General features: G+C 63.4%; 13 protein-coding genes. 5 read left to right on the top strand and 8 right to left on the bottom strand.

The genetic code is table 11. The annotated features are described in order from the left end of the window. Nucleotides 1–5: 5 nt before the first annotated feature. A complete protein-coding gene (locus C0Z18_RS16880) occupies nucleotides 6–872 on the bottom strand; it encodes a crotonase/enoyl-CoA hydratase family protein (protein ID WP_102646558.1) in 867 nt (288 codons plus the stop codon). A gap of 349 nt (nucleotides 873–1,221) precedes the next feature. Here C0Z18_RS16880 and C0Z18_RS16875 point away from each other — a divergent pair, with 349 nt between their 5' ends. Both C0Z18_RS16875 and C0Z18_RS16870 read left to right on the top strand, forming a co-directional pair. Continuing rightward, the gene (locus tag C0Z18_RS16875; protein WP_102646557.1) at nucleotides 1,222–2,265 is read left to right on the top strand and encodes a double zinc ribbon domain-containing protein; all 1,044 of its coding nucleotides are present in this window, start codon (nucleotides 1,222–1,224) and stop codon (nucleotides 2,263–2,265) included. Nucleotides 2,266–2,398: 133 nt separating this feature from the next. Next, nucleotides 2,399–3,544, top strand: coding sequence for a hypothetical protein (locus tag C0Z18_RS16870; RefSeq protein WP_102646556.1), 1,146 nt, complete (start codon nucleotides 2,399–2,401; stop codon nucleotides 3,542–3,544). 252 nt (nucleotides 3,545–3,796) lie between these two features. On the opposite strand, the gene glgX is transcribed toward C0Z18_RS16870, so the two are convergent. From glgX to C0Z18_RS16855, 3 genes are all read right to left on the bottom strand, one after another. After that, nucleotides 3,797–5,980: a glycogen debranching protein GlgX gene (gene glgX / locus C0Z18_RS16865; protein ID WP_102646555.1), complete on the bottom strand. Its 2,184-nt coding sequence runs from the start codon at nucleotides 5,978–5,980 to the stop codon at nucleotides 3,797–3,799. 70 nt (nucleotides 5,981–6,050) lie between these two features. After that, nucleotides 6,051–7,058, bottom strand: coding sequence for a trans-3-hydroxy-L-proline dehydratase (gene lhpH, locus C0Z18_RS16860; RefSeq protein ID WP_102646554.1), 1,008 nt, complete (start codon nucleotides 7,056–7,058; stop codon nucleotides 6,051–6,053). Nucleotides 7,059–7,092: 34 nt separating this feature from the next. After that, nucleotides 7,093–8,223, bottom strand: a complete 1,131-nt coding sequence (locus C0Z18_RS16855; protein WP_102646553.1) for a branched-chain amino acid ABC transporter substrate-binding protein — start codon at nucleotides 8,221–8,223, stop codon at nucleotides 7,093–7,095. A 155-nt stretch (nucleotides 8,224–8,378) separates the two neighbouring features. On the opposite strand from C0Z18_RS16855, the gene C0Z18_RS16850 reads away from it, so the two are divergent. Genes C0Z18_RS16850 through C0Z18_RS16840 form a run of 3 tightly spaced genes read left to right on the top strand, consistent with a single transcriptional unit; the run spans nucleotide 8,379 to nucleotide 13,194 of the window. Beyond that, the gene (locus C0Z18_RS16850; RefSeq protein ID WP_146014025.1) at nucleotides 8,379–9,494 is read left to right on the top strand and encodes a porin; all 1,116 of its coding nucleotides are present in this window, start codon (nucleotides 8,379–8,381) and stop codon (nucleotides 9,492–9,494) included. A 28-nt stretch (nucleotides 9,495–9,522) separates the two neighbouring features. Continuing rightward, entirely contained in the window at nucleotides 9,523–9,942 is a 420-nt protein-coding gene (locus tag C0Z18_RS16845; RefSeq protein ID WP_102646551.1) for a type 2 periplasmic-binding domain-containing protein, read from the top strand. Between the two features lie 45 nt (nucleotides 9,943–9,987). After that, the gene (locus C0Z18_RS16840; RefSeq protein WP_158244248.1) at nucleotides 9,988–13,194 is read left to right on the top strand and encodes an EAL domain-containing protein; all 3,207 of its coding nucleotides are present in this window, start codon (nucleotides 9,988–9,990) and stop codon (nucleotides 13,192–13,194) included. Between the two features lie 17 nt (nucleotides 13,195–13,211). Here C0Z18_RS16840 and C0Z18_RS16835 read toward each other — a convergent pair whose 3' ends face one another. From C0Z18_RS16835 to C0Z18_RS16820, 4 genes are read right to left on the bottom strand one after another with little or no spacing between them, the layout of a single operon-like run. Continuing rightward, nucleotides 13,212–14,489 carry an NAD(P)/FAD-dependent oxidoreductase gene (locus C0Z18_RS16835; RefSeq protein WP_102646549.1) on the bottom strand — a complete coding sequence of 426 codons (1,278 nt, stop codon included), beginning with the start codon at nucleotides 14,487–14,489 and terminating at the stop codon, nucleotides 13,212–13,214. A 49-nt stretch (nucleotides 14,490–14,538) separates the two neighbouring features. Beyond that, nucleotides 14,539–15,909: a TolC family protein gene (locus C0Z18_RS16830; protein WP_102646548.1), complete on the bottom strand. Its 1,371-nt coding sequence runs from the start codon at nucleotides 15,907–15,909 to the stop codon at nucleotides 14,539–14,541. Nucleotides 15,910–15,944: 35 nt separating this feature from the next. Continuing rightward, the gene (locus tag C0Z18_RS16825) at nucleotides 15,945–16,154 is read right to left on the bottom strand and encodes a YgaP family membrane protein (protein WP_102646547.1); all 210 of its coding nucleotides are present in this window, start codon (nucleotides 16,152–16,154) and stop codon (nucleotides 15,945–15,947) included. 10 nt (nucleotides 16,155–16,164) lie between these two features. Further along, nucleotides 16,165–19,398 carry an efflux RND transporter permease subunit gene (locus C0Z18_RS16820; RefSeq protein ID WP_102646546.1) on the bottom strand — a complete coding sequence of 1,078 codons (3,234 nt, stop codon included), beginning with the start codon at nucleotides 19,396–19,398 and terminating at the stop codon, nucleotides 16,165–16,167. Nucleotides 19,399–19,407: the final 9 nt, after the last annotated feature.

Here is a 19,407-nt window from a genome sequence, read left to right as displayed (position 1 = left end):
CCCGTTCAAAGAACGGCTTGGAGCTTCGACACGCGCCTGTTTTGCAGTACGACGAGCCGTTCCATGAACGCGATGTCCTTTTCTTCGAGCATGAAGGCTGCGTTCACCCAGTCCTCGGTAATGTCCATCAATTCCGAGCGGGAGAGCGGCAGCACGCGCTGGCGGGCCCGCAACATCGCGCGCGTGCCGTTCAGCATGGGCCGGATGACGTCGATGAACGTGCGTGTCGATATGGCGGCCTCGCCGGACTCGAACACCCCATCCACGAGCCCGTGCTGCTCGTGCCACTCGGCAAAGCGCGATTCGCCGGTGCTGATCAGCGTTTCGGCCACACGGCGGTTCGATTTACGCGTAACGAGCGAATAGCCCCCCATGCCCGGGAATAAGTTGAATGCGATTTCCGGGAAACCGAGTTTCGTGCCGCGTTGCGCGAGAACGTAGTGATGGGCCAGCGCGGCTTCGAAGCCGCCGCCCAGCGCGCTGCCATCGACGGCCGCGATGGTGACGGCGTCCGTCCCGAAGCCGTTGTAGATTTCCCAAACTCCATCGATACACGAGCGCGCATACGCCATCAACCGATCGCGTTCGCCTCGGCGAATGACGTCGACGAAGAAGTTCAGGTCGCCGCCGACGTTGAAAATCTCGGGAACGAGCGAGCCCGTCACCCAGAAGTCGAATCGAAGGCCCGATTCGCGCGCCGCGCGGGCGAGGCGAATGATGTCCGATACCAACTGTTGGTTGAAGCAAGGCCGCGGCGCGGAGCGCAGCATCATCCACATGACATGCCGGTCCTCTTCGTAGTAAGCCGTGAGTTGACTGAATTCGCCGGCCTCGTGAAAAGGACGGCATTCGGGGGTGAGTTCGAATCGCATGGTGATCCTCTATGGCATTGAGTTGAACCGCACTCAAAGAGCCGAACGCGTCTTTGGGCGCAGCAATTTTGCGGGACGCAACTCGTCTGCCGAGCGCTTTCAGTGAAAATCCGGGGGGCGCAATCGATTGCGCGATGGAAGGGGGCGAGATGAAGGGGCCGATAGCGGCTCGAATAGCGGGTTATTCGCCCGCTTATAGGGGCATTCGAACAGTGATTCCAAGCAATTGAATGCCGGTGCCCCCTATCTCTGGCATCATCTTTGTCCGTATTTCTTTTATCCAACGATGGCCGGATCGCTCGCCTTCATATGAACGGCGAGACGAAGGCGGTGCGCGGAGATCGCATTCATGACGATGTCGACGAAAGGGCTGAGATTGGCCGAAGTATGGTTTCAGCGCGGGCTGTGGATCATCGCGATCGTATTCGCGGGATTTCTGATCGGCTTGGGTGGAAAGGTCGTGGGCGATCTTCCGCGAGTCGAGGATGCGCCGGGTCGCGATGCGTTCGTCGATCGGCAAGTCAGCGCGCCGATGCAAGCGCGCTTATCGAAGGCGCAAACCGAGCTCGCGGCCAATAGCGATGCGATCGATCAAGCCATGCTGCTGCTGACGGCCGCCGAGCACGACACGCAGCAGGCCCGTGAAGCCTTCCGCACGACCATTGCCACTCGTCACGCCACGGCCGACGCTCAGCAAGATCCGGCGGTCACCGCCCATGCCCAAGCGCTCGAGGCGGCGACGCGGCGCGAACGCGACGCGCAAGCGCGCGTCGACTCGCTCAAGCAAAGCCGGCTCACGCTCGAACGCGAGCGCGATACCGCGACGCGCTCGCTCGACACGCTGAACGCCGAAGCGGACGAACGATATCGGAAAGCGCAGCGCATCGTGGAGTTGCGCGTATTCGGCATTCGCCTGCTGTTCACGTTGCCTTTGTTGCTGATCGCCGGTTGGCTGTTCGCGAAGAAGCGCCAAAGCCGTTACTGGCCATTCGCGTGGGGCTTCATCTTTTTCGCATTGTTCGCGTTCTTCGTGGAGCTGGTGCCGTATTTGCCGAGCTATGGCGGCTATGTCCGCTACGCCGTCGGCATCGTGTTGACGGTATTGCTCGGCCGGTATGCGATTCGCGCGCTATCGCGGTATCTGGAGCGCAAGCGCGAGGAAGAGCAGCAGCCGGGAGCAAGCCGGCGGGAAGCGCTCGATTTCGTCAAGGCTTACGCGCAAGTGGCCGCGAAGGTGTGCCCCGGCTGCGAGCGGCCGATCGATACGGCCGATCCGCATGCGAACTTTTGTCCGCATTGCGGTATTGCCGTATTCAACCACTGCGCCCACTGCCAGACGCGCAAGAACGCGTTCAGCCGTTTTTGCCACGCCTGCGGGAAGGGCGAGAACTAGTCCTTGCCGCGCGCGTTCGCGCCCGGCCGCGGGCGCTGCCATCGATTGGGCACAAGACGTGCTCCCCGAGTTCATGCGTTTATTCCGTACCTGAACTGAGCCGCCGAATCGCGCGGCTCCTCGGAGACAAGTCATGGCCGAACTCAACGCACCTGTTACCTCCGCCGCGTGGGCGGAAGATGTCGACGCTTGGCGACCGCACTCGGCGGTCGTTTCATGGAGTGCCGTATTCGCGGGGGCCGTCGCGGCCGCCGCCTTCGGATTGATCCTCTTGACGCTCGGTACGGGCCTTGGGCTCGCCGCGCTCTCGCCCTGGCATTTTGCAGGCCAGAGCGCGACGGCGTTCGGCTTTGCCGCGATCGTCTGGGTCTGCGTAACGCAGATCCTGACCTCGGGCCTCGGCGGCTACCTCGCGGGTCGATTGAGGCATCGGTGGCCGGCGGTGGAAATGGATGAAGTCTACTTCCGCGACACGGCGCATGGTTTCCTGTCGTGGGCGCTTGCGACGTTAGTCACGGCCGGGCTGGCCGCCGCGATGTTGCCGGCAGCCGAACATGCCGGGGCGCAAGCGTTGGAAAAGGCCGCATCGAACGCACCCGTCGTCGATCGCGGCGATGCGAAAGCCGCGATGGACCGGTGGCCCGTGGGCTATTACGTCGATTCGCTATTCCGCCGTCCGGCCGCCGCTTCGGCCTCACCGTCCGCTCCATCCGCCGTTCAACCGTCGGCCGCGCCCGCGATCGCTAGCCCGGCCGCCAATGCCGCCGCAAGCAACGCGACGAGCGCATCGGCGCCCGCTTCGGCCGCGCCGGCACTCGCGGCAAGCCAAAGCGCCGGTGCGGGTGCGGGTGCGAGTACCGCCTCGGGCAGCGTGATCAGCCCGGTCGCCACCCCGGCCGTCTCCGGCAGTGCCGAACTCGGCGCCGCGACGAACGTACCCGCTCGAGCCGGCGAGCCGCCGAAGCAGGAGGTGACGCGCATCTTCGTCAACAGCCTGGCAACGGACGATCCGCTATCGGTCGCGGACACCGCCTACGTGGCGAATATCGTGTCGCGCGATACGGGGCTTTCGCCGCAGGCCGCGCAATTGCGCGTGGCCGCCACCTATGGGCAGCTTCAACAGAAGGTGGTGGCGATGGAAGGCGCTGCCAAGGTGGCCGCGGACCATGCACGCCATGCCAGCGCGGGCGCGGCGCTTTGGCTGTTCGTCGCGCTGCTGCTGGGCGCGTTTTCCGCAAGCTTCATGGCGATCTTCGGCGGGCGTCTGCGCGACGTATGAAGCACCCCGGCGAAACCGCCTGACTCGACGACCGGGGATGGGGACGAGCAACCCCTATCCCCGCTTCCGAATTCAACCGGCCAAGGAGGACCTATGCGCTCGATCCTGCTCTATCTGCTCGGTGTACCGATTCCGATCATCATCTTGATCGCGTTGCTGTATCACTGAATCACCAACCGATCGAATCCGTTGACCTGCTCGGAGCGGCACAGGCGAGACTCGCGCCCGTGCCGCTCGTTGCATATCGCCGCGCTATTCGACGTCTTCAGTCAGCTTCTTCTCGAGCCGCATGAAGATGCGCTGCGTCTGTCCTTTGGCATGCAGGGCGAAGAGCAACAACGATCGTCCCGTGACCTGGTAGACATCGCCCGTTTCGAACTCGGGCAACTCGTCGCGCACGGGCATATTCGTATCGATGAGGCAGCTCCATTGATCGCTGCCGGGAATGTCGGGCAGTTTGAACTCGACGACGTCGTGGTGCGCGTTGAGGACCACGAGCAGCGTGGCGTCGGACGCGGGTCTGCGAATGCCGCTCGTCTGGGCCCGGCCGTCCAGCAGCACGCCGAAGCAGCGCATCTGCGGATCTTGCCATTGCTCCTGCGTCAATTCGGTGCCCGCGGGACTCATCCAGCGAACTTCGCACAGTTGCTGCCTATCGTCGAATTGGCCGGTCAAAAAACGATTGCGGCGCAAGACGGGCAGCGTATGGCGCAACGTGGTCAGCTTGACGACGAAATCGGTCAGCGCGCGACCGTCGTCGTCGATCGCATCCCAATCGACCCAGCTTATTTCGTTGTCCTGACAATAAGCATTGTTGTTGCCGCGTTGTGTACGCCCGAACTCGTCGCCGGCCACGATCATCGGCGTGCCCTGCGAGAACAGCAGCGTGGCGAGCAGATTGCGCTTTTGCCGCTCGCGCAGCGCGCGGATTTGCTCGTCGTCGGTCGGGCCTTCCGCGCCGCAGTTCCACGATTTGTTGTCGGAATGACCGTCGTTGTTGTCCTCGCCGTTTGCTTCGTTGTGCTTATCGTTGTAGGAGACGAGGTCGTTCAAGGTGAAGCCGTCGTGAGCCGTCACGAAGTTCACGCTGGCCCAGGGCCTGCGCCCGCGCCGGTTGAATTTGTCGCCCGAGCCGGTGATGCGGCTCGCCAATTCCGGCGCCACGCCGTCGTCGCCTTTCCAAAAGGCTCGAACCGTATCGCGGAAGCGATCGTTCCATTCGGCCCAGCCCGGCGGGAAACCGCCCACCTGATAGCCGCCGGGACCGCAATCCCAAGGTTCGGCGATGAGCTTGACGCTGGAGAGCACCGGGTCTTGCCGGCAGCTATGCAAAAAACCGCCGCCTTCGTCGAAGCCATACGGTTCGCGCGCGAGGATCGTCGCTAGATCGAAGCGGAACCCATCCACGTTCATTTCGCCAACCCAATAACGCAAGCTGTCGGTGACCATTTGCAGCACGCGCGGGTGCGACAGGTTCAGCGTATTGCCGGTGCCCGTATCGTTGATGTAGTAGCGTTTTTGGTCGGGCAGGAGCCGGTAGTAAGAGGCGTTGTCGATGCCGCGAAACGACAGGGTCGGTCCGCGTTCGTTGCCCTCCGCGGTGTGGTTATACACGACGTCGAGAATGACTTCGAGCCCCGCATCGTGGTAGCGATCGACCATCTCCTTGAATTCGCCGATCGCATCGGCGCCGCGCGCGAAGAAGCGCGGGTCGGCCGCGAAAAAGCCGATCGTGTTGTATCCCCAGTAGTTCGTCAGGCCCTTGTCGAGCAGGTAGCTGTCGTTGACGAACGAATGAATCGGCATGAGTTCGATAGCCGTCACGCCGAGCCGTTTGACGTGATCGATGACTTCCTTTTGGCCCAGTCCTTCGAAGGTGCCGCGCAAGCGCTGTGCGACGGCCGGGTGCCGTTTCGTATAGCCTCGCACGTGCACCTCGTAGACGATCGTGCGATCCCACGGCACGCGTACGCGCATCGGGTGAGTCCAAGAAAAATTCTGATCGACCACGACGCATTTCGGCATGAACGGCGCGCTGTCGCGTTCATCGAACGTGAGGTCGTCGCCGGGCGCCCCGAGCGTGTAGCCGAAAACGGCCGGGTCCCATTTCAACGCGCCGACATGCGCCTTGGCGTACGGGTCGAGCAGCAGCTTGTTCGGATTGAAGCGGTGGCCCGATTCGGGCTCGTAGGGGCCGTGCACGCGGTATCCGTAGACGGTACCGGGTTTCAAATCGGGCACATAAACGTGCCAGACTTCATCGGTATATTCGGGCAGTTCGATCCGCTCGAGTTCGCGTTGCCCACCTTCATCGAATAGGCACAGTTCCACTTTCGTCGCATTGGCGGAAAACAGCGCGAAATTCACTCCCGCGCCGTCCCAGCTAGCGCCGAGCGGAAACGGAAGCCCTTCGGCGATCGATGGTGTGGTCGGCATGGCCTCTCCCGGCGGGTTTCGTATTGGCGCCAGGAAGGAGCAAGGTTCGTTCCAGGGCGGTGCCGGTGGCCTACCTCACGAGGAAGCCGTAGGTGAGCGGATCGCGCTCGTCGATGATCCAATTGGCGAAGCCGCAAATATGCGCGCTGCCTTGCACTTCGGGAATAACGGCCTCGAACTTGCCCACTCGCGTTTCGCCGAGCACCCGTGCCTTGAAAATCGTGCCGACGATCGATTCGTTGACGAGCGTGTCCTGCGCCTTTAAAAGGCCACGCTGATACAACTGCGCGACGCGGCCGCCCGTGCCCGATCCCGTGGGCGAACGATCGACTTCGCGGTCCGCGAACACGCAGCAGTTCGCCTGCGTCGAACCGGGATGACGCGGCGCGTTGGCGATGATCGTGCCGTAGATGTGATTGATTTCGGGGATATCGGGATGCACGACCTGATATTTCGCATTGGCCGCGGCTTTCACTTCGGCCCCGAAGCGAATCAATCGTTCGACGGCCTCCTCGCGAATCGGCAGGTCGAACGGCGCTCCGTCCGCATAGAAATAGAACGCGCCGCCATAGGCGATGTCGCCGGTCACGTCGCCGAACGACGGGGTGTGAACCGATACGTCGCGCTGCCAAATGAACGACGGCACGTTGACGAAACGCACGCTCGATACGTGCTCGCCGTCCCACGCCACGAACGCCTCGATGAAACCGCAGGGCGCATCGATGCCCACGCGCGTTTCGGGCGCTTTGCGCTGCACCCAGCCGAGTTCGACGGCCGCTGTCGCCAGAGCGATGACGCCATGGCCGCAGTGATCGCTGTAGCCTTCGTTATGGATGAAGATCACGCCGAAATCGGCGCCGGGCGACACGGGCTCCGTGAGATAGCCGCCATACATGTCGGCGTGTCCGCGCGGCTCGAACATGAGCGCGCGGCGTATTTCGTCGGCATGGTCCTTGAGCCATGCGCGCCGCTGGACGATGGTGGCACCCGGAAGACGCGGCAAGCCGCTCGTGACGACGCGAAATGCCTCGCCGCCCGTGTGGACTTCGACAGTGGATAGCGATCGATTCAGTTTCATGCCGCGCCCATGGTGGTGGTCGGCTCGTAGCCTATCACTTCGCGTTCTTCGTGTACGGTACGGGCAAGCCGTCGCGAATCACATACACGGTGGTCGGCGCGCCTTCGAGATCGCCTTTGTCGTCGAACGAGTACGTGCCTGCCACCCCCTTGTAATGCGCCTTCTTCAGTTGGGCGATGAGCTTGGCTTTATCCGTCGTCGTGCCGGCTTTCGCCATCGCATCGGCGATGAGCTTCACGCCGTCGTAGTAGTTGACCCCGTACACCTGCGGTTGCGTATGGTAGGTATCGAGGTATTTTTTCAGAAACGCGCGTCCCGCCGGCGTCGAATCGAGCGCGACGCCGCCTTGCGAGCAATAGACGATCGAGGCCGCCGAGCCGGCCACCTTGCCCATGTCGGCCGAGCAAATACCATCGCCGCCGAGCAATTTCGCGCGCAAGCCGCGTTGCAGCATTTGCTTGGCCATCGGCGCGCCTTGCGCGGCATAGCCGCCGAAGAAGATGACGTCGGGATTTTTCGATTTGATCGTCGTCAGAATGCCGAGAAAGTCACTGGCTTGCGAGTTCGTGTATTCCCGGTCGACGATCTGGATGCCGTTTTTCTTGGCTTCCTTGATGAATTCCTCGGCCACGCCCTGACCGTAGGCGGTTCGATCGTCGATGACGGCGGCGTTTTTGGCCTTCAGGGTTTTCGCCGCAAACTCGCCCATCGTTCCGCCGAGCTGCGAATCATTCGCGCCGATTCGAAAAATATTATTGAATCCCTGCTTCGTGAGATCGGGGTTCGAGGCGACGGGCAGCATCGGTATGCCGGCGCTGTTGTACACGCGCGAGGCCGGAATGGCCACGCCCGAGTTGTAGGGCCCCACGACTGCCACGACGTTCTTGTCGACTAGGTTTTGCGCTACTTGCACGCCGACCTTCGGATCTGCTTGATCGTCTTCCGAAACGAGTTCGAACTTGACAGGCTTGCCCGCGACTTTGAATGGGAGTTGATTCAATTCGTCGATGGCTAGCCGTGCGCCATTCTCGTTGTCTTTGCCGTTAGCCGCTTGCGGGCCGGTCAGCGGCGCCGAATGGCCGATCAATACGTCTTGTTGAGCCTGTGCCGCCGTAACGAAGACGAGTGCGGAGATGGTCGCGACGATGGGAGTGGTGTAGCGCATAGTCCGGTCGAGATCGAGTTGAGGGAACAATCAATGTAGGTCACATTTCGCGCGAGCGACAGGTGCTCAACGATGGCTCGACGATGCGCGGCATCGGCTAAAGAAAAGCCGCCCCGTGCCGTATATGAAGAAAGGCAAACCGATAAGTAGCGGCAATGTTTCGACCCTTTCCTTGGATTGCCGCGCGCGTTGTTACGTTGGGCATGTCCGTCGCCGTGCTGTGCACGGCGCGCTCGGCCTATGCGGATGATTTTCTTTCGATGTTTACGCTGAGCGGCTTCGGCACGCTCGGCGCGACGTACTCCAGTTTGCATACGGCCGACTACACGGGCGGCCCCTTCGAGCCTGCCGGCGCCGGTGCGAGCCGCCATATCGATTTCGCGGGCGACTCGCGGCTCGGCGTGCAATTGACCGCCAAATTGACGAACCGGTTGTCGGCGTTCGTGCAAGTCGTCTCGCATGAAAACTACGACAACAGCTTCACGCCCGACCTCGAGTGGGCGAACCTGAACTACGCCTTCACGCCGGATATCAATCTGCGTGTCGGCCGCATCGAGTTGCCTACGTTCCTCACGTCCGACTATCGTGCGGTGGGTTATGCCAATCCATGGGTTCGCGTGCCGATCGAGCTCTACGATATGGAGCCGATCACGAACAGCGACGGCGTGGACGGCTCCTACCGGATGCACATCGGCGCGGTGACGAACACGGTGCACGTCGTTTACGGCGCGAGCACGTTTCATATCGCCCCGGGGGCGTTGCGCGCACAGGGTACCGGCATCTTCGGCGTTTTCGATACCGCCGAATATCGCGCGTTGACGACGCATTTCGGGTATCTGCACGCGCACGTGTCGGTGCCGTTTGCAAGCCATTTGCCGGTGTCGGTCTATAGCGCGGCCGCCAGCCTCGATATGGAGCGCTGGTTCGTGCAGGCGGAGCTCGCGCGCGAGACGGTCTCCGGCTTGACGCCCGGTTACGTGGCCGGGTATGCGACGGCCGGTTTGCGCATCGGTAAATTCACGCCCTATGTCGCGTATGCGGCCGAGCATTCGCTCGATCGCCCGATGTTGTCGCCGAATTCGAACGGCGGGCAACGGAGCGCATCGGCCGGCGTGCGCTGGGATTTCGCGAAGAATCTCGATATGAAGGTGCAATACGACCGCGTGTGGACACCGGCGGGATCGTCGGGGCTCTTTATGAACGAGCAACCGGATTTCCAACTCGGCAGCGGCACCAACGTGGTCACCGCAACCCTCGACTTCGTTTTTTGACAGGGGCGCGATGAGAAACGCGATTCGAATGCTTCGGGCAATCTGTGCCGGTGCCGCGTTGGCGCTGTGCGCGAGCGCCGGTCATGCTGAACTGGTGGTCGTCGTCTCGGCGAAAAGCCCTGTGAGCACGCTGTCGGCGGACGAGGTCGCCGACATCTACTTGGGCCGAACGAGTCAATTGCCGGGCGGCGCGCGCGTCGTGCCCATCGACTTGGCCGACGATGCCGACCGGCGGGCGAGTTTTTATCGCATCGTGTGCGGCAAGTCCGCCGCGCAATTGCGTGCCTATTGGTCGAAACTCGTTTTCACCGGCAGCGGCCAGCCTCCGCGCGAAGTAGCGGATACCGAAGCCCTGAAGAAGCTGATCGCAAGCGGAACGAACGCGATCGGCTATATCGATAGCGGCCAGCTCGACGCCAGCGTCAAAGCCGTGCTGACCTTGCATTGACCGTGACATGAACGCCGGACCCCAATGAACGAAAAGAGAACAACGATGGGTGGTCGAATGCTTGCCGCGCTTTGCCGAGCCGGCGAGCAGATCCGGTCCTTGATCGCCTATGCGCGGCCGAGACTCGCGCAGACCTGGCTCTGGTTTCCGATATTTGCCGTCGTCATACTGGTATTGGCATGGGGCGCGTTGATCGACGTGCTCGACGTCGAACATACGGCGGCGACGATCGCCGCGGTGAAATCGAGCCGCGAGTTGGCCGATACGTACGAAGCGCAGGTGGTGCGCAGCATCGTATCGATCGATCAGACGCTCAAGACGGTCGCTTACGCCTACGCGGTTAGCGGGGACGAGGCGCTCGGCCGGCTGCAGAACAGAGACATGTTGCCCTCGGCCATCGTATTTCAAATGGCGATCACGGACAGCCGCGGCAACGTCACGGCCAGTACCCACGCCGTCACGACGCGCAACGTCGCCGACCGCGCCTTCTTTCGGGCTCAACGGCAAGCGGATACGCTATTCATCGGCCGTACGCGTACGAACCGCGAGACGAACGCGCCCGAGTTGGTGTTCAGCCGCCGGTTGTCGAACGCAGCCGGGGAGTTCGCCGGCGTCGTGATGCTCACGGTCGATCCTTCGTATTTCACGAGCAGCTACGACTCGTTGCGGATGGGGCGGCAAGGGTTTCTCGGTTTGCTCGGTACCGACGGCTCGATGCGTGTGCAACAAACCGGAGAGGACACCTCGTGGGGCGCCGTCATTTCGCCCGGCGGGGATTCGGCCGATGAGACCGAAGAGCTCGCCGTCCATCCGTGGGACGAGGGCGTCGCTCGCTTCACGAACATCCGCGCATTGCACGGCTTTCCGTTGATCGCGATCGTCGGGTTGTCGCGAGACGAGCAACTGGCGCGTTACCGGCACGATCGCATGGTCTATGTCGGCGAGACGATCGCCGGCAGCATTTTGCTGGTCGTGCTGACGACGATTCTGAGCGTGAAAAGCCGCGAGTTGTCGAAAAGCCAAGCGCGCGCCCGGCGGTTGCGCCAAACGTATTCGGTCGCCTCCGAGGCGAGCTTGGATGCCTTCTTCGTTTGGGAACGGGTGCCCGCCGAGAGCGATGGATCGGGCAAGCACGCACCGCGCGTCGCTCCATCGTGTTTCGTCTTGCGCGATGTCAGCCGCCGAGGCGTCGAAATGATGGGCAAGCCGCGCGAGGCGCTGATCGGCGCCTTGTCCGACGAGGTTTTTCTCGATCAGGGCGAGGGCGGTACGGCCCGGGAGTTTTCGGACGTATTCGACGGCGGCGAAGTTGCCGAGCGCGAGTGGCGGCACGTGCGCCCGGACGGCTCCGTGGTCTGGCTGCATCGGCAGTTGGTGCGCGTGGACGACGGGGTGGTCGCGATCGTGCGCGACGTCAGCGCGCGCAAGCGCGCCGAGGTCATGCGCGCGGAACAAAATCACGTGCTCGAGATGATTGCCACGAGCACGCCGCTGCAGGATGTGCTCGGCGCGCTCATGCATTTGCTGGAATCGCAAATTCCCGACAGTGCCTGTGTCGTCATGCTGCGTGACGAAGACGGCTTGCACCTGCGTGTCGGCGCGGCCCCCAGTTTGCCCGCGGCGTTCAGTCAACTCGCGAACGGCTGGACGATCGGCCCGGACTCGGGGCCGAGCGGGCTCGCGATCTATACGCATCAGCCGGTATCGATCAACAACTTGCTCGGCCACGCGCAGCATCGCGAATTCGTTTTGAAGGCGCAGATGCAGGCGTACAGCGCGTGCCGCGCGATGCCGATCCTCTCGCACGAGGGCAGTGCGCTCGGCGCGCTGACGGTCTTCTCCCATGGCGAGCGCGCGCACGACGATATCGAAGCGCAAACGGTCGCAATGGCGCTGCGAATCGCGGGCATCGCGATCGAACGTACGCGCGCCGAAGACAGCATCCGTCACATGGCGAATCACGATGCGCTGACAGGGCTGCCCAATCGCACGCTGCTCGCCGACCGGTTGAGTCAGGCGCTGGCTCATGCGCGGCGCTATGCGCGTGGCGTGACGGTAGCCTTCGTCGATTTGGACAACTTCAAGCTCATCAACGACAGCTTGGGTCATCATTCGGGCGACGAATTGCTGAAGACGATCGCCACGCGCATGCGCGAGTGCATACGCAGTACCGATACGGTCGTGCGTTTGGGCGGTGACGAGTTCGTGCTCGTGCTATTCGACGACCTGCTCAACGAGCAGGAGTTGCGCGCGGTGATCGAACGGTTGCGCAAGACGATCGCGGAGCCGGTGCAATTGGAAGGGCAATCGTACAAAGTCACTTGCAGCATGGGGTTCGCGCGCTATCCGGCCGACGGCGAGGATGCGCAGACCTTGCTGATGAATGCCGACGCCGCGATGTACCGGGCGAAGGAACTGGGCCGCAACAACTACCAGTTCTATACGTCGGAGATGAACATCAAGGTGCACGAGCGGTTGCGCCGCCGCGAGCAATTGAGCCTCGCGCTCGACGAGGGCCAATTCCGGCTCGTCTACCAGCCGCAGATCGATGCGCGAACGAAGGAAGTGTTCGGCGTCGAGGCGCTATTGCGTTGGGATCATCCGGTCGAAGGCACCATTTCGCCGGCCGAATTCATTCCGATCGCCGAGGAAACGGGGCTGATCGTGCCGATCGGCGATTGGGTGTTGGAGACGGCGTGCGCACAGAACCGCCGTTGGCAAGACGAAGGCTTGCCGCCGATCACGATGTCGGTCAATGTGTCGGCGCACCAATTCCTACGCCGAGACTGGATCGAGCACGTCGCCGCCGCGTTGGCCCGCACGGCGCTGGCGCCGGAGTATCTCGAGCTCGAATTGACCGAAAGCCTCATCATGCGCGACTTGGAAGGATCGATCGAGACGATGCAGCGGCTGCAACAGATGGGCGTGCGTCTTTCGATCGACGACTTCGGCACCGGTTACTCGAGCCTGAGCGCGCTCAAGCACTTCCCCGTCGGGCGGCTGAAGATCGATAAGTCGTTCGTGCGGGAGTTGCCGCATGGCGAGGACGACAAAGCGATCGCGATTGCCGTGATCTCGCTGGGGCAGCGGTTGAATTTGAACGTGATCGCCGAGGGCGTGGAGACGCAGGAGCAGGTCGACTTTCTGGCGGACAATAATTGCCACGAAATTCAGGGCTACCACTTCAGCCGGCCCGTTGCGCCCGGTGAGATCGAAACGATGCTGCGCGACGCTGGGCAAGCCGTCGCGTAGCGGCGTCGTTCACGCGCTCATGCGCCGGGTTTCAGTTTCCTCACGCCCAGCAACTCGAGCAGCATGCGCTCGTAGGCGGGTTCCGTCCCGCCCGTGCGCATACGGTGCATGAAGTACTTCTCGAACCCGATCTTGGCAACGTGCACCCACTTTCCTTCGCTCGACCAATTCAGGTTGCGCGGCGGTATCTGTGGGAGCGCGACGAACGCGACGCCTTTATCGCCGAAGTCGGCGAGGCAAATGGCATTCCACGTGGCGCGCGTCGAGGGTTCGTGCCCGTCGAGCGCCGCGCGAATGTTCTCCGCGGTCGCGCTCACCATCGACTCGATCATGAATCCCGTTTTCGGCACGCCCGTCGGGACGGGCGTCGTCTCGGTCGGTGCGATCGCCACGCACACGCCCACCGCGTAGACATTGCGATAGGTCGGATTGCGCTGAAATTCGTCGATGAGCACGAAACCGCGTGGGTTCGTGAGCTTATCGATGCCGGCCAACGCATCCACTCCCTTGAACGCGGGCAGCATCATGCAGTGCTTGAACGCCAGCTCGTGCTTGCGCCGCTCTTGACCCAGGTCGTCGTGCTCGGTCACGAACATGCGATCCGCCTCGATCTTCGTCGTTTTCGCATTGCAGATCCATTTGACGTCGTGCTCCCGCATCAACGATTCGAGCATGCCCTTGGAGTCGCCCACGCCGCCCAAGCCGAGGTGCCCGATATAGGGCTCCGCCGTGACGAACGTCATCGGCACGCGGTCGCGAATCTTGCGCCGGCGCAGGTCGGTGTCCATGATCATCGCGTACTCGTAGGCGGGCCCGTAGCACGAAGCGCCTTGCACCGCGCCGACGACGATCGGACCGGGGTTCGCGACGAAAGCGTCCCATCGGGCCGCTGCCTGCTCCGCATGATCGATATGGCAGATGGAGACCGTATGCGCTTCGGGGCCGAGGCCTTCCACCTCGTCGAAGGCGAGCTTGGGCCCGGTCGCGACGATCAGGTAGTCGTAGGCGAGCGTCTTGCCGCCGGCCAGTTCGAGTTCGTTGCGTTCGGGATGCACGCGTTTGGCCCCGGCCGCATCGAATCCGATACGTTTTTTCTCCAGAATGGGCTGGAGCTCGACGGCAACGTCTTCGCGCTTGCGCCAACCCACCGCCACCCAGGGGTTCGACGGCACGAAATGAAAGTGCGTATTGTCCGAGACGACCGTCACGCTGTCGTCGTCGCGCGCGGCCTTGCGCATTGCGTAGGCCATGGATAGGCCACCGAGTCCGGCGCCCACGATCACGATATGAGCCATGCTGTCTTCTCCTACGATGCGCCGCGCGTTGTGTTTGCCCGCTTGGCGATTAGTGCAAAAGCGCGTTGATCCGCGCAATCTCGTCCTCGTCGAGTTCGCCCGCCGCCGCCGCGAGACGGAGCCGGTTGAACAACACCTGATAGCGCGCGGCGGCTAAATCGCGCTGCGTCGAAAACAGTACGCGTTGCGCGTTGAGCACGTCGATCGACGGACGCTCGCCCGTTTCGAACCCGGTGCGGTTGGCGTCGAGCTGCAACTGCGCGGAGCCAAGGGCTTGCGTGAGCGCGCGCACTTGGATCTGTGCGCTTTGCATGCCGAGGAAGGCTTGTCGCACTTCCCGGGCGACGGACACGCGAGCGGCGTCTTCGTCGAGATCGGCGCGTTTCAACAGCGCGGCGCTCTCTTGCGCTTTGGCGTGGCGCAAGCCGCCCGTATAAAGCGGGATCGTGACCGTGATGCCGACGACCGCGCTGTTGCTGCGCATCGAACTATTGCCGCCGTACCCCGCGCCGTTTGCGCGGTCGCCGATGTACGAGGCGAACGCATCGACGGTCGTCCCCGCGCCAGGGCGGTAGCGCGACGTTTCGGCTCGCGCGCTATCCACGCCGAGACGACGCAGCGCGATCAACGGGTTGTCGAGCATCGCGTGCGACTGCCAATCGGCGAAGCTGCCCGTGGCCAGCGATTCGACGCGGGCCGAGGCGGGCAACGGCCGGATGGCTGCCTCGGATGGTCCGGTTAGGTCCTGCAACTCGGCACGCTTTAAATCGAGCGTCGTTTGCGCGGCCAGCCATTGCGCTTGCGCAAGGTCGGCGCCGGACTGGGCATCGCTCACGTCCGTGATCGAGGCGTCGCCGGTGTCGAAGCGGCCCTGAGCGATGTCGCGTGCTTGGAGCGCCGCATCGTGCGTCGATTGCAATGCCGCCACGTCGTCTTGGGCGGCGAGCACGGCGAAGTACGACTGGGCCACTTGCAGCAAAAGCGTTTGCCGTGCGAGCTTCAGGGAGACGTCGCCCGCATCGGCCGCGTTGCTCATCTGTTGTGCGTCGGCATGTTTGGCCGCGCTGTAGAGGTTTTCCTTGATGGTGATGGCCCATCCGGCGCCGGTGGCGCCTGCCGCGCGCGTATCGAATGCGATGCCGTCGCTGGCGCCGAAGCCGCCGCCGGAAAAATGCGCGCCGGTCGTTTCCTGATCCATGCTGCCGTAGCGGACGTTGCCCGTCGCGAAGATCTGCGGCAAGTATCCGGCGCGGCCTTGCGCGCGCTTCGTGCGATCGGCTTGTTGCTGCGCCGCCGCGGCTGCGTACGCGCTGTCGTGCGCGAGCGCGCTGCGGGCCGCGTCGAGCAGATCCGTTTCGGCACGGGCGCCGGCGCTCATCGCAACGAGCGCGATGACCCATGCTTTTAAGCCGAGCCTCATGGCCGTCCCCTAGTCCGCTGTAGCCGTGCGGTTCGTTACGCGCCGCCGCGTACGCCGAGCTTGCGCATGAAGATCTCCATCGGACACCACTGCGTGATGCCGCTTTGCAGGAGGTTGGCGCCGACGAAGGCGGTGCCCCAGAGCCACCAAGCGCTCAAAAACAACGGGCTGGCCGGCGCGCCGAGCGCAAGCGTGACGAGAACGATGAGGCCGGCGACGATTCGGGTGATTTGCCAGGATGTCATGATGGGCTCCTTACGGATGAGGAGGAGAGGGCGGCGCCACGGGAACGCGGTGCCGATAGGCCGTGTAATAGAGCAACGGAATCACGACGAGCGTGAGCAGCGTCGAGACGAGGATGCCGAAGATCAGCGAGACGGCGAGGCCGTTGAAGATCGGATCGTCGAGGATGAACAGCGCGCCGATCATCGCCGCGACGGCGGTGAGCAAGATCGGTTGGGCCCGCGTGGCCGCGGAACGGATGACGGCGTCGCGCAACGGTACGCCCTCCGCCAATTGCAGATTGATGAAGTCGACGAGCAGGATCGAATTGCGCACGATGATGCCGGCCAGCGCGATCATGCCGATCATCGAGGTGGCGGTGAACTGCGCGCCGAGCAGCGCATGGCCCGGCATCACGCCGATGATGGTCAGCGGAATCGGCGCCATGATGACGAGCGGCGTGAGATACGAACCGAACTCCGCCACGACGAGCAGATAGATCAGAACGAGCCCCACCGCGTACGCAATACCCATGTCGCGGAACGTCTCGTAGGTGATCTGCCACTCGCCGTCCCATTTGATCGAAAAGCCGCGATAGGGGTCGTCGGGCTGCCGGACGAACCACTCGCCGAGCACGCCGCCGCCCGGCACTTGCACCTTCGCGAGCGGCCCGCGCATCGCAAACATGCCGTATAGCGGACTATCGACTTTGCCCGCCATGTCGCCCAAGACGTACGTCACCGGCAACAAATCTTTGTGATAGATCGGTTGCTCGACCTGCGTTGCGCGAGCATCGACGAGTTCGGATAGCGGGACGAGTTGGCCGCCGGCGCCGCGCACCGCGAGGGCTAGCAACGCGTCGGAATCGCCGTCGAGCGAGGCGGGCAGCGCAAGCCGCACGGCGGGCGGATACTTGCTGCCGTCGCGAACGTACGTCACGTCCTCTCCCGTGAGCCCCGTGCGCAGCGTTTGCGCGACGTCTTGCTGGGCGATGCCGAGCAGACCGGCTTTGCGGCGGTCCAATTCCAGATCGCGCTGCGGGGCCGTGGCGACGGTGCTGTCGTCCACATCGACGACACCGGCCGAGGCGGCGAAGATACGGCGCACCGCATGCGCCACGGCGTTGCGCTGCGGTGTGTCCCCGCCGTACACCTCGGCCACGATCGGTGCGAGCACCGGCGGCCCCGGCGGCACTTCGACTACCTTGACGCGAGCGCCCGCGCGTTCGGCGATCCGCACGAGCGCGGGACGCACCGCGGTCGCGACGGCGTGGCTTTGCCGATGGCGCTTCGACTGATCGACGAGATTGACCTGGATGTCGCCTACGTTGCCGCCGCTTCGCAAATAGTATTGCCGGACCAGCCCGTTGAAATTGATCGGCGCCGATAGCCCGGCGTAGGCCTGGTACGTCGCGGTTTCCGGTACGGTCGCGAGGTAGGCGCCCATGTCGTGCAGAACGGCGCTCGTGCGTTCGAGCGGCGTGCCGGCGGGCATATCCACCACCACCTGGAATTCCGACTTATTGTCGAATGGCAGCATCTTCAACACGACGAGCCGCATGGCGGGCAGCGCCAACGACAGCACGATCGCGCCTGCCACGCCGAGCCACAGCAAGGTTCTATTTCGCGCGCCGTGCGCCTCGCCGAGGAACGGGGCGAATAGGCGCTCGAACAAGGGCAAAAGCTTGCCGCGCAGGTCGCGGCGCGATGGTGGGCCGCCTTGCGCGTGGCGAGCGTTGGCGAACCATGTGAGCGAGAGCCATGGCGTCACCACGAACGCAACCGACAACGAGATCGCCATACCCATGCTCGCGTTGATCGGGATCGGGCTCATGTACGGGCCCATGAGCCCGCTCACGAACGCCATCGGCAGCAAGGCCGCGATCACGGTGAGCGTCGCGAGTATCGTGGGGCCACCCACTTCGTCGACGGCATGGGGAATCAGCGCCGCGAGCGGCGCTTCCGGATCGAGCAGTTGATGCCGATGGATGTTCTCGACGACGACGATGGCGTCGTCGACGAGAATGCCGATCGACAAAATCAACGCGAACAGCGAGACGCGATTGAGCGTGAAGCCCCACGCCCACGAGGCGAAGAGGGTTGCCGTAAGCGTCAGAATCACGGCCGCGCCGACGACGATCGCCTCCCGCCAGCCGAGCGCGAACAGCACGAGGACGACGACCGAGGTCGTGGCGAACGCGAGCTTCTCGATCAGCTTCATCGCTTTGGCATTCGCCGTTACACCATAGTCGCGTGCGACTTCGACTTTCACGTCGCCGGGAATCACCGTGTTGCGCAGCGTATCGACACGGCGCAGCACCTCGCGTGCAACGGTCACCGCGTTTTCGCCGGGCTTTTTCGTCACGGTGACGGAGACGGCCGGATACTCCACCGGGTGCGCGCCCGCGAGTCCCTCCCAAACATAGTGCGTGGCGGCGGGCGGTCCTACTTCGACATCGGCGATATCGGAAACGAACACGGGATGGCCGTCGTGGACGGCGACGATGACTTCGCCGACGTCGCGCGCATCGGTCAGCACGGGGCCGCTTTCGACGTGGACGGTGCGGTTGTTTCTGACGAGATCGCCCACTTCGGCGCCCGCATTGGCTGCGGTCAGCACGCGGCGCAGATCGGCGACGGTGACGCCCGCCGCGCGCATCCGGCCCGGGTCGATGAGGACATTGACGGCGCGGTGCGGGCCGCCGACGGTCGTCACGTCGCGGGTGCCGGGCACGCGTTTGAGCTCAGACTCGATCGAATGACCGATGCGCTCCAAGTCATACGCGTTGCCGTCGGCTCGCGTCGAGTACAGCGTCAGCACGACGATGGGAACGTCGTCGATACCCTTGGGCTTCACGAGCGGGGGCAGCACCCCGAGATTCTTAGGCAGCCAATCTTCGTTGGAGAACACGGTGTCGTACAAGCGCACGAGGGCTTCCGTGCGCGGCACGCCCACCTTGAATTGCGCGGTGAGCACGGCTACGCCGGGCCGCGAGACCGACATGACGTGTTCGATGCCTGTCATGCGCGCGAGCACTTGTTCGGCCGGCCCCGCCACTATCCGCTCCACATCGCGGGCACTCGCGCCGGGGAACGGTACGATCACGTTGGCCATCGTGACGTTGATTTGCGGCTCCTCTTCGCGCGGCGTCATTACCATCGCGAACAAGCCGAGCAGTAACGCGACGAGCGCGAGCAAGGGGGTGATGCGGCTCGCCTGGAAGAAGCCTGCGATGCGGCCGGAGATGCCGAGCTTGGGCGCATTCATGGCGCGCTC

The organism is Trinickia dabaoshanensis (genome assembly GCF_002879885.1).
Taxonomy (GTDB): domain Bacteria; phylum Pseudomonadota; class Gammaproteobacteria; order Burkholderiales; family Burkholderiaceae; genus Trinickia; species Trinickia dabaoshanensis.
Note: the sequence above shows the minus strand (reverse complement) of the source record. Positions and strands in the feature narration are given on the sequence as shown.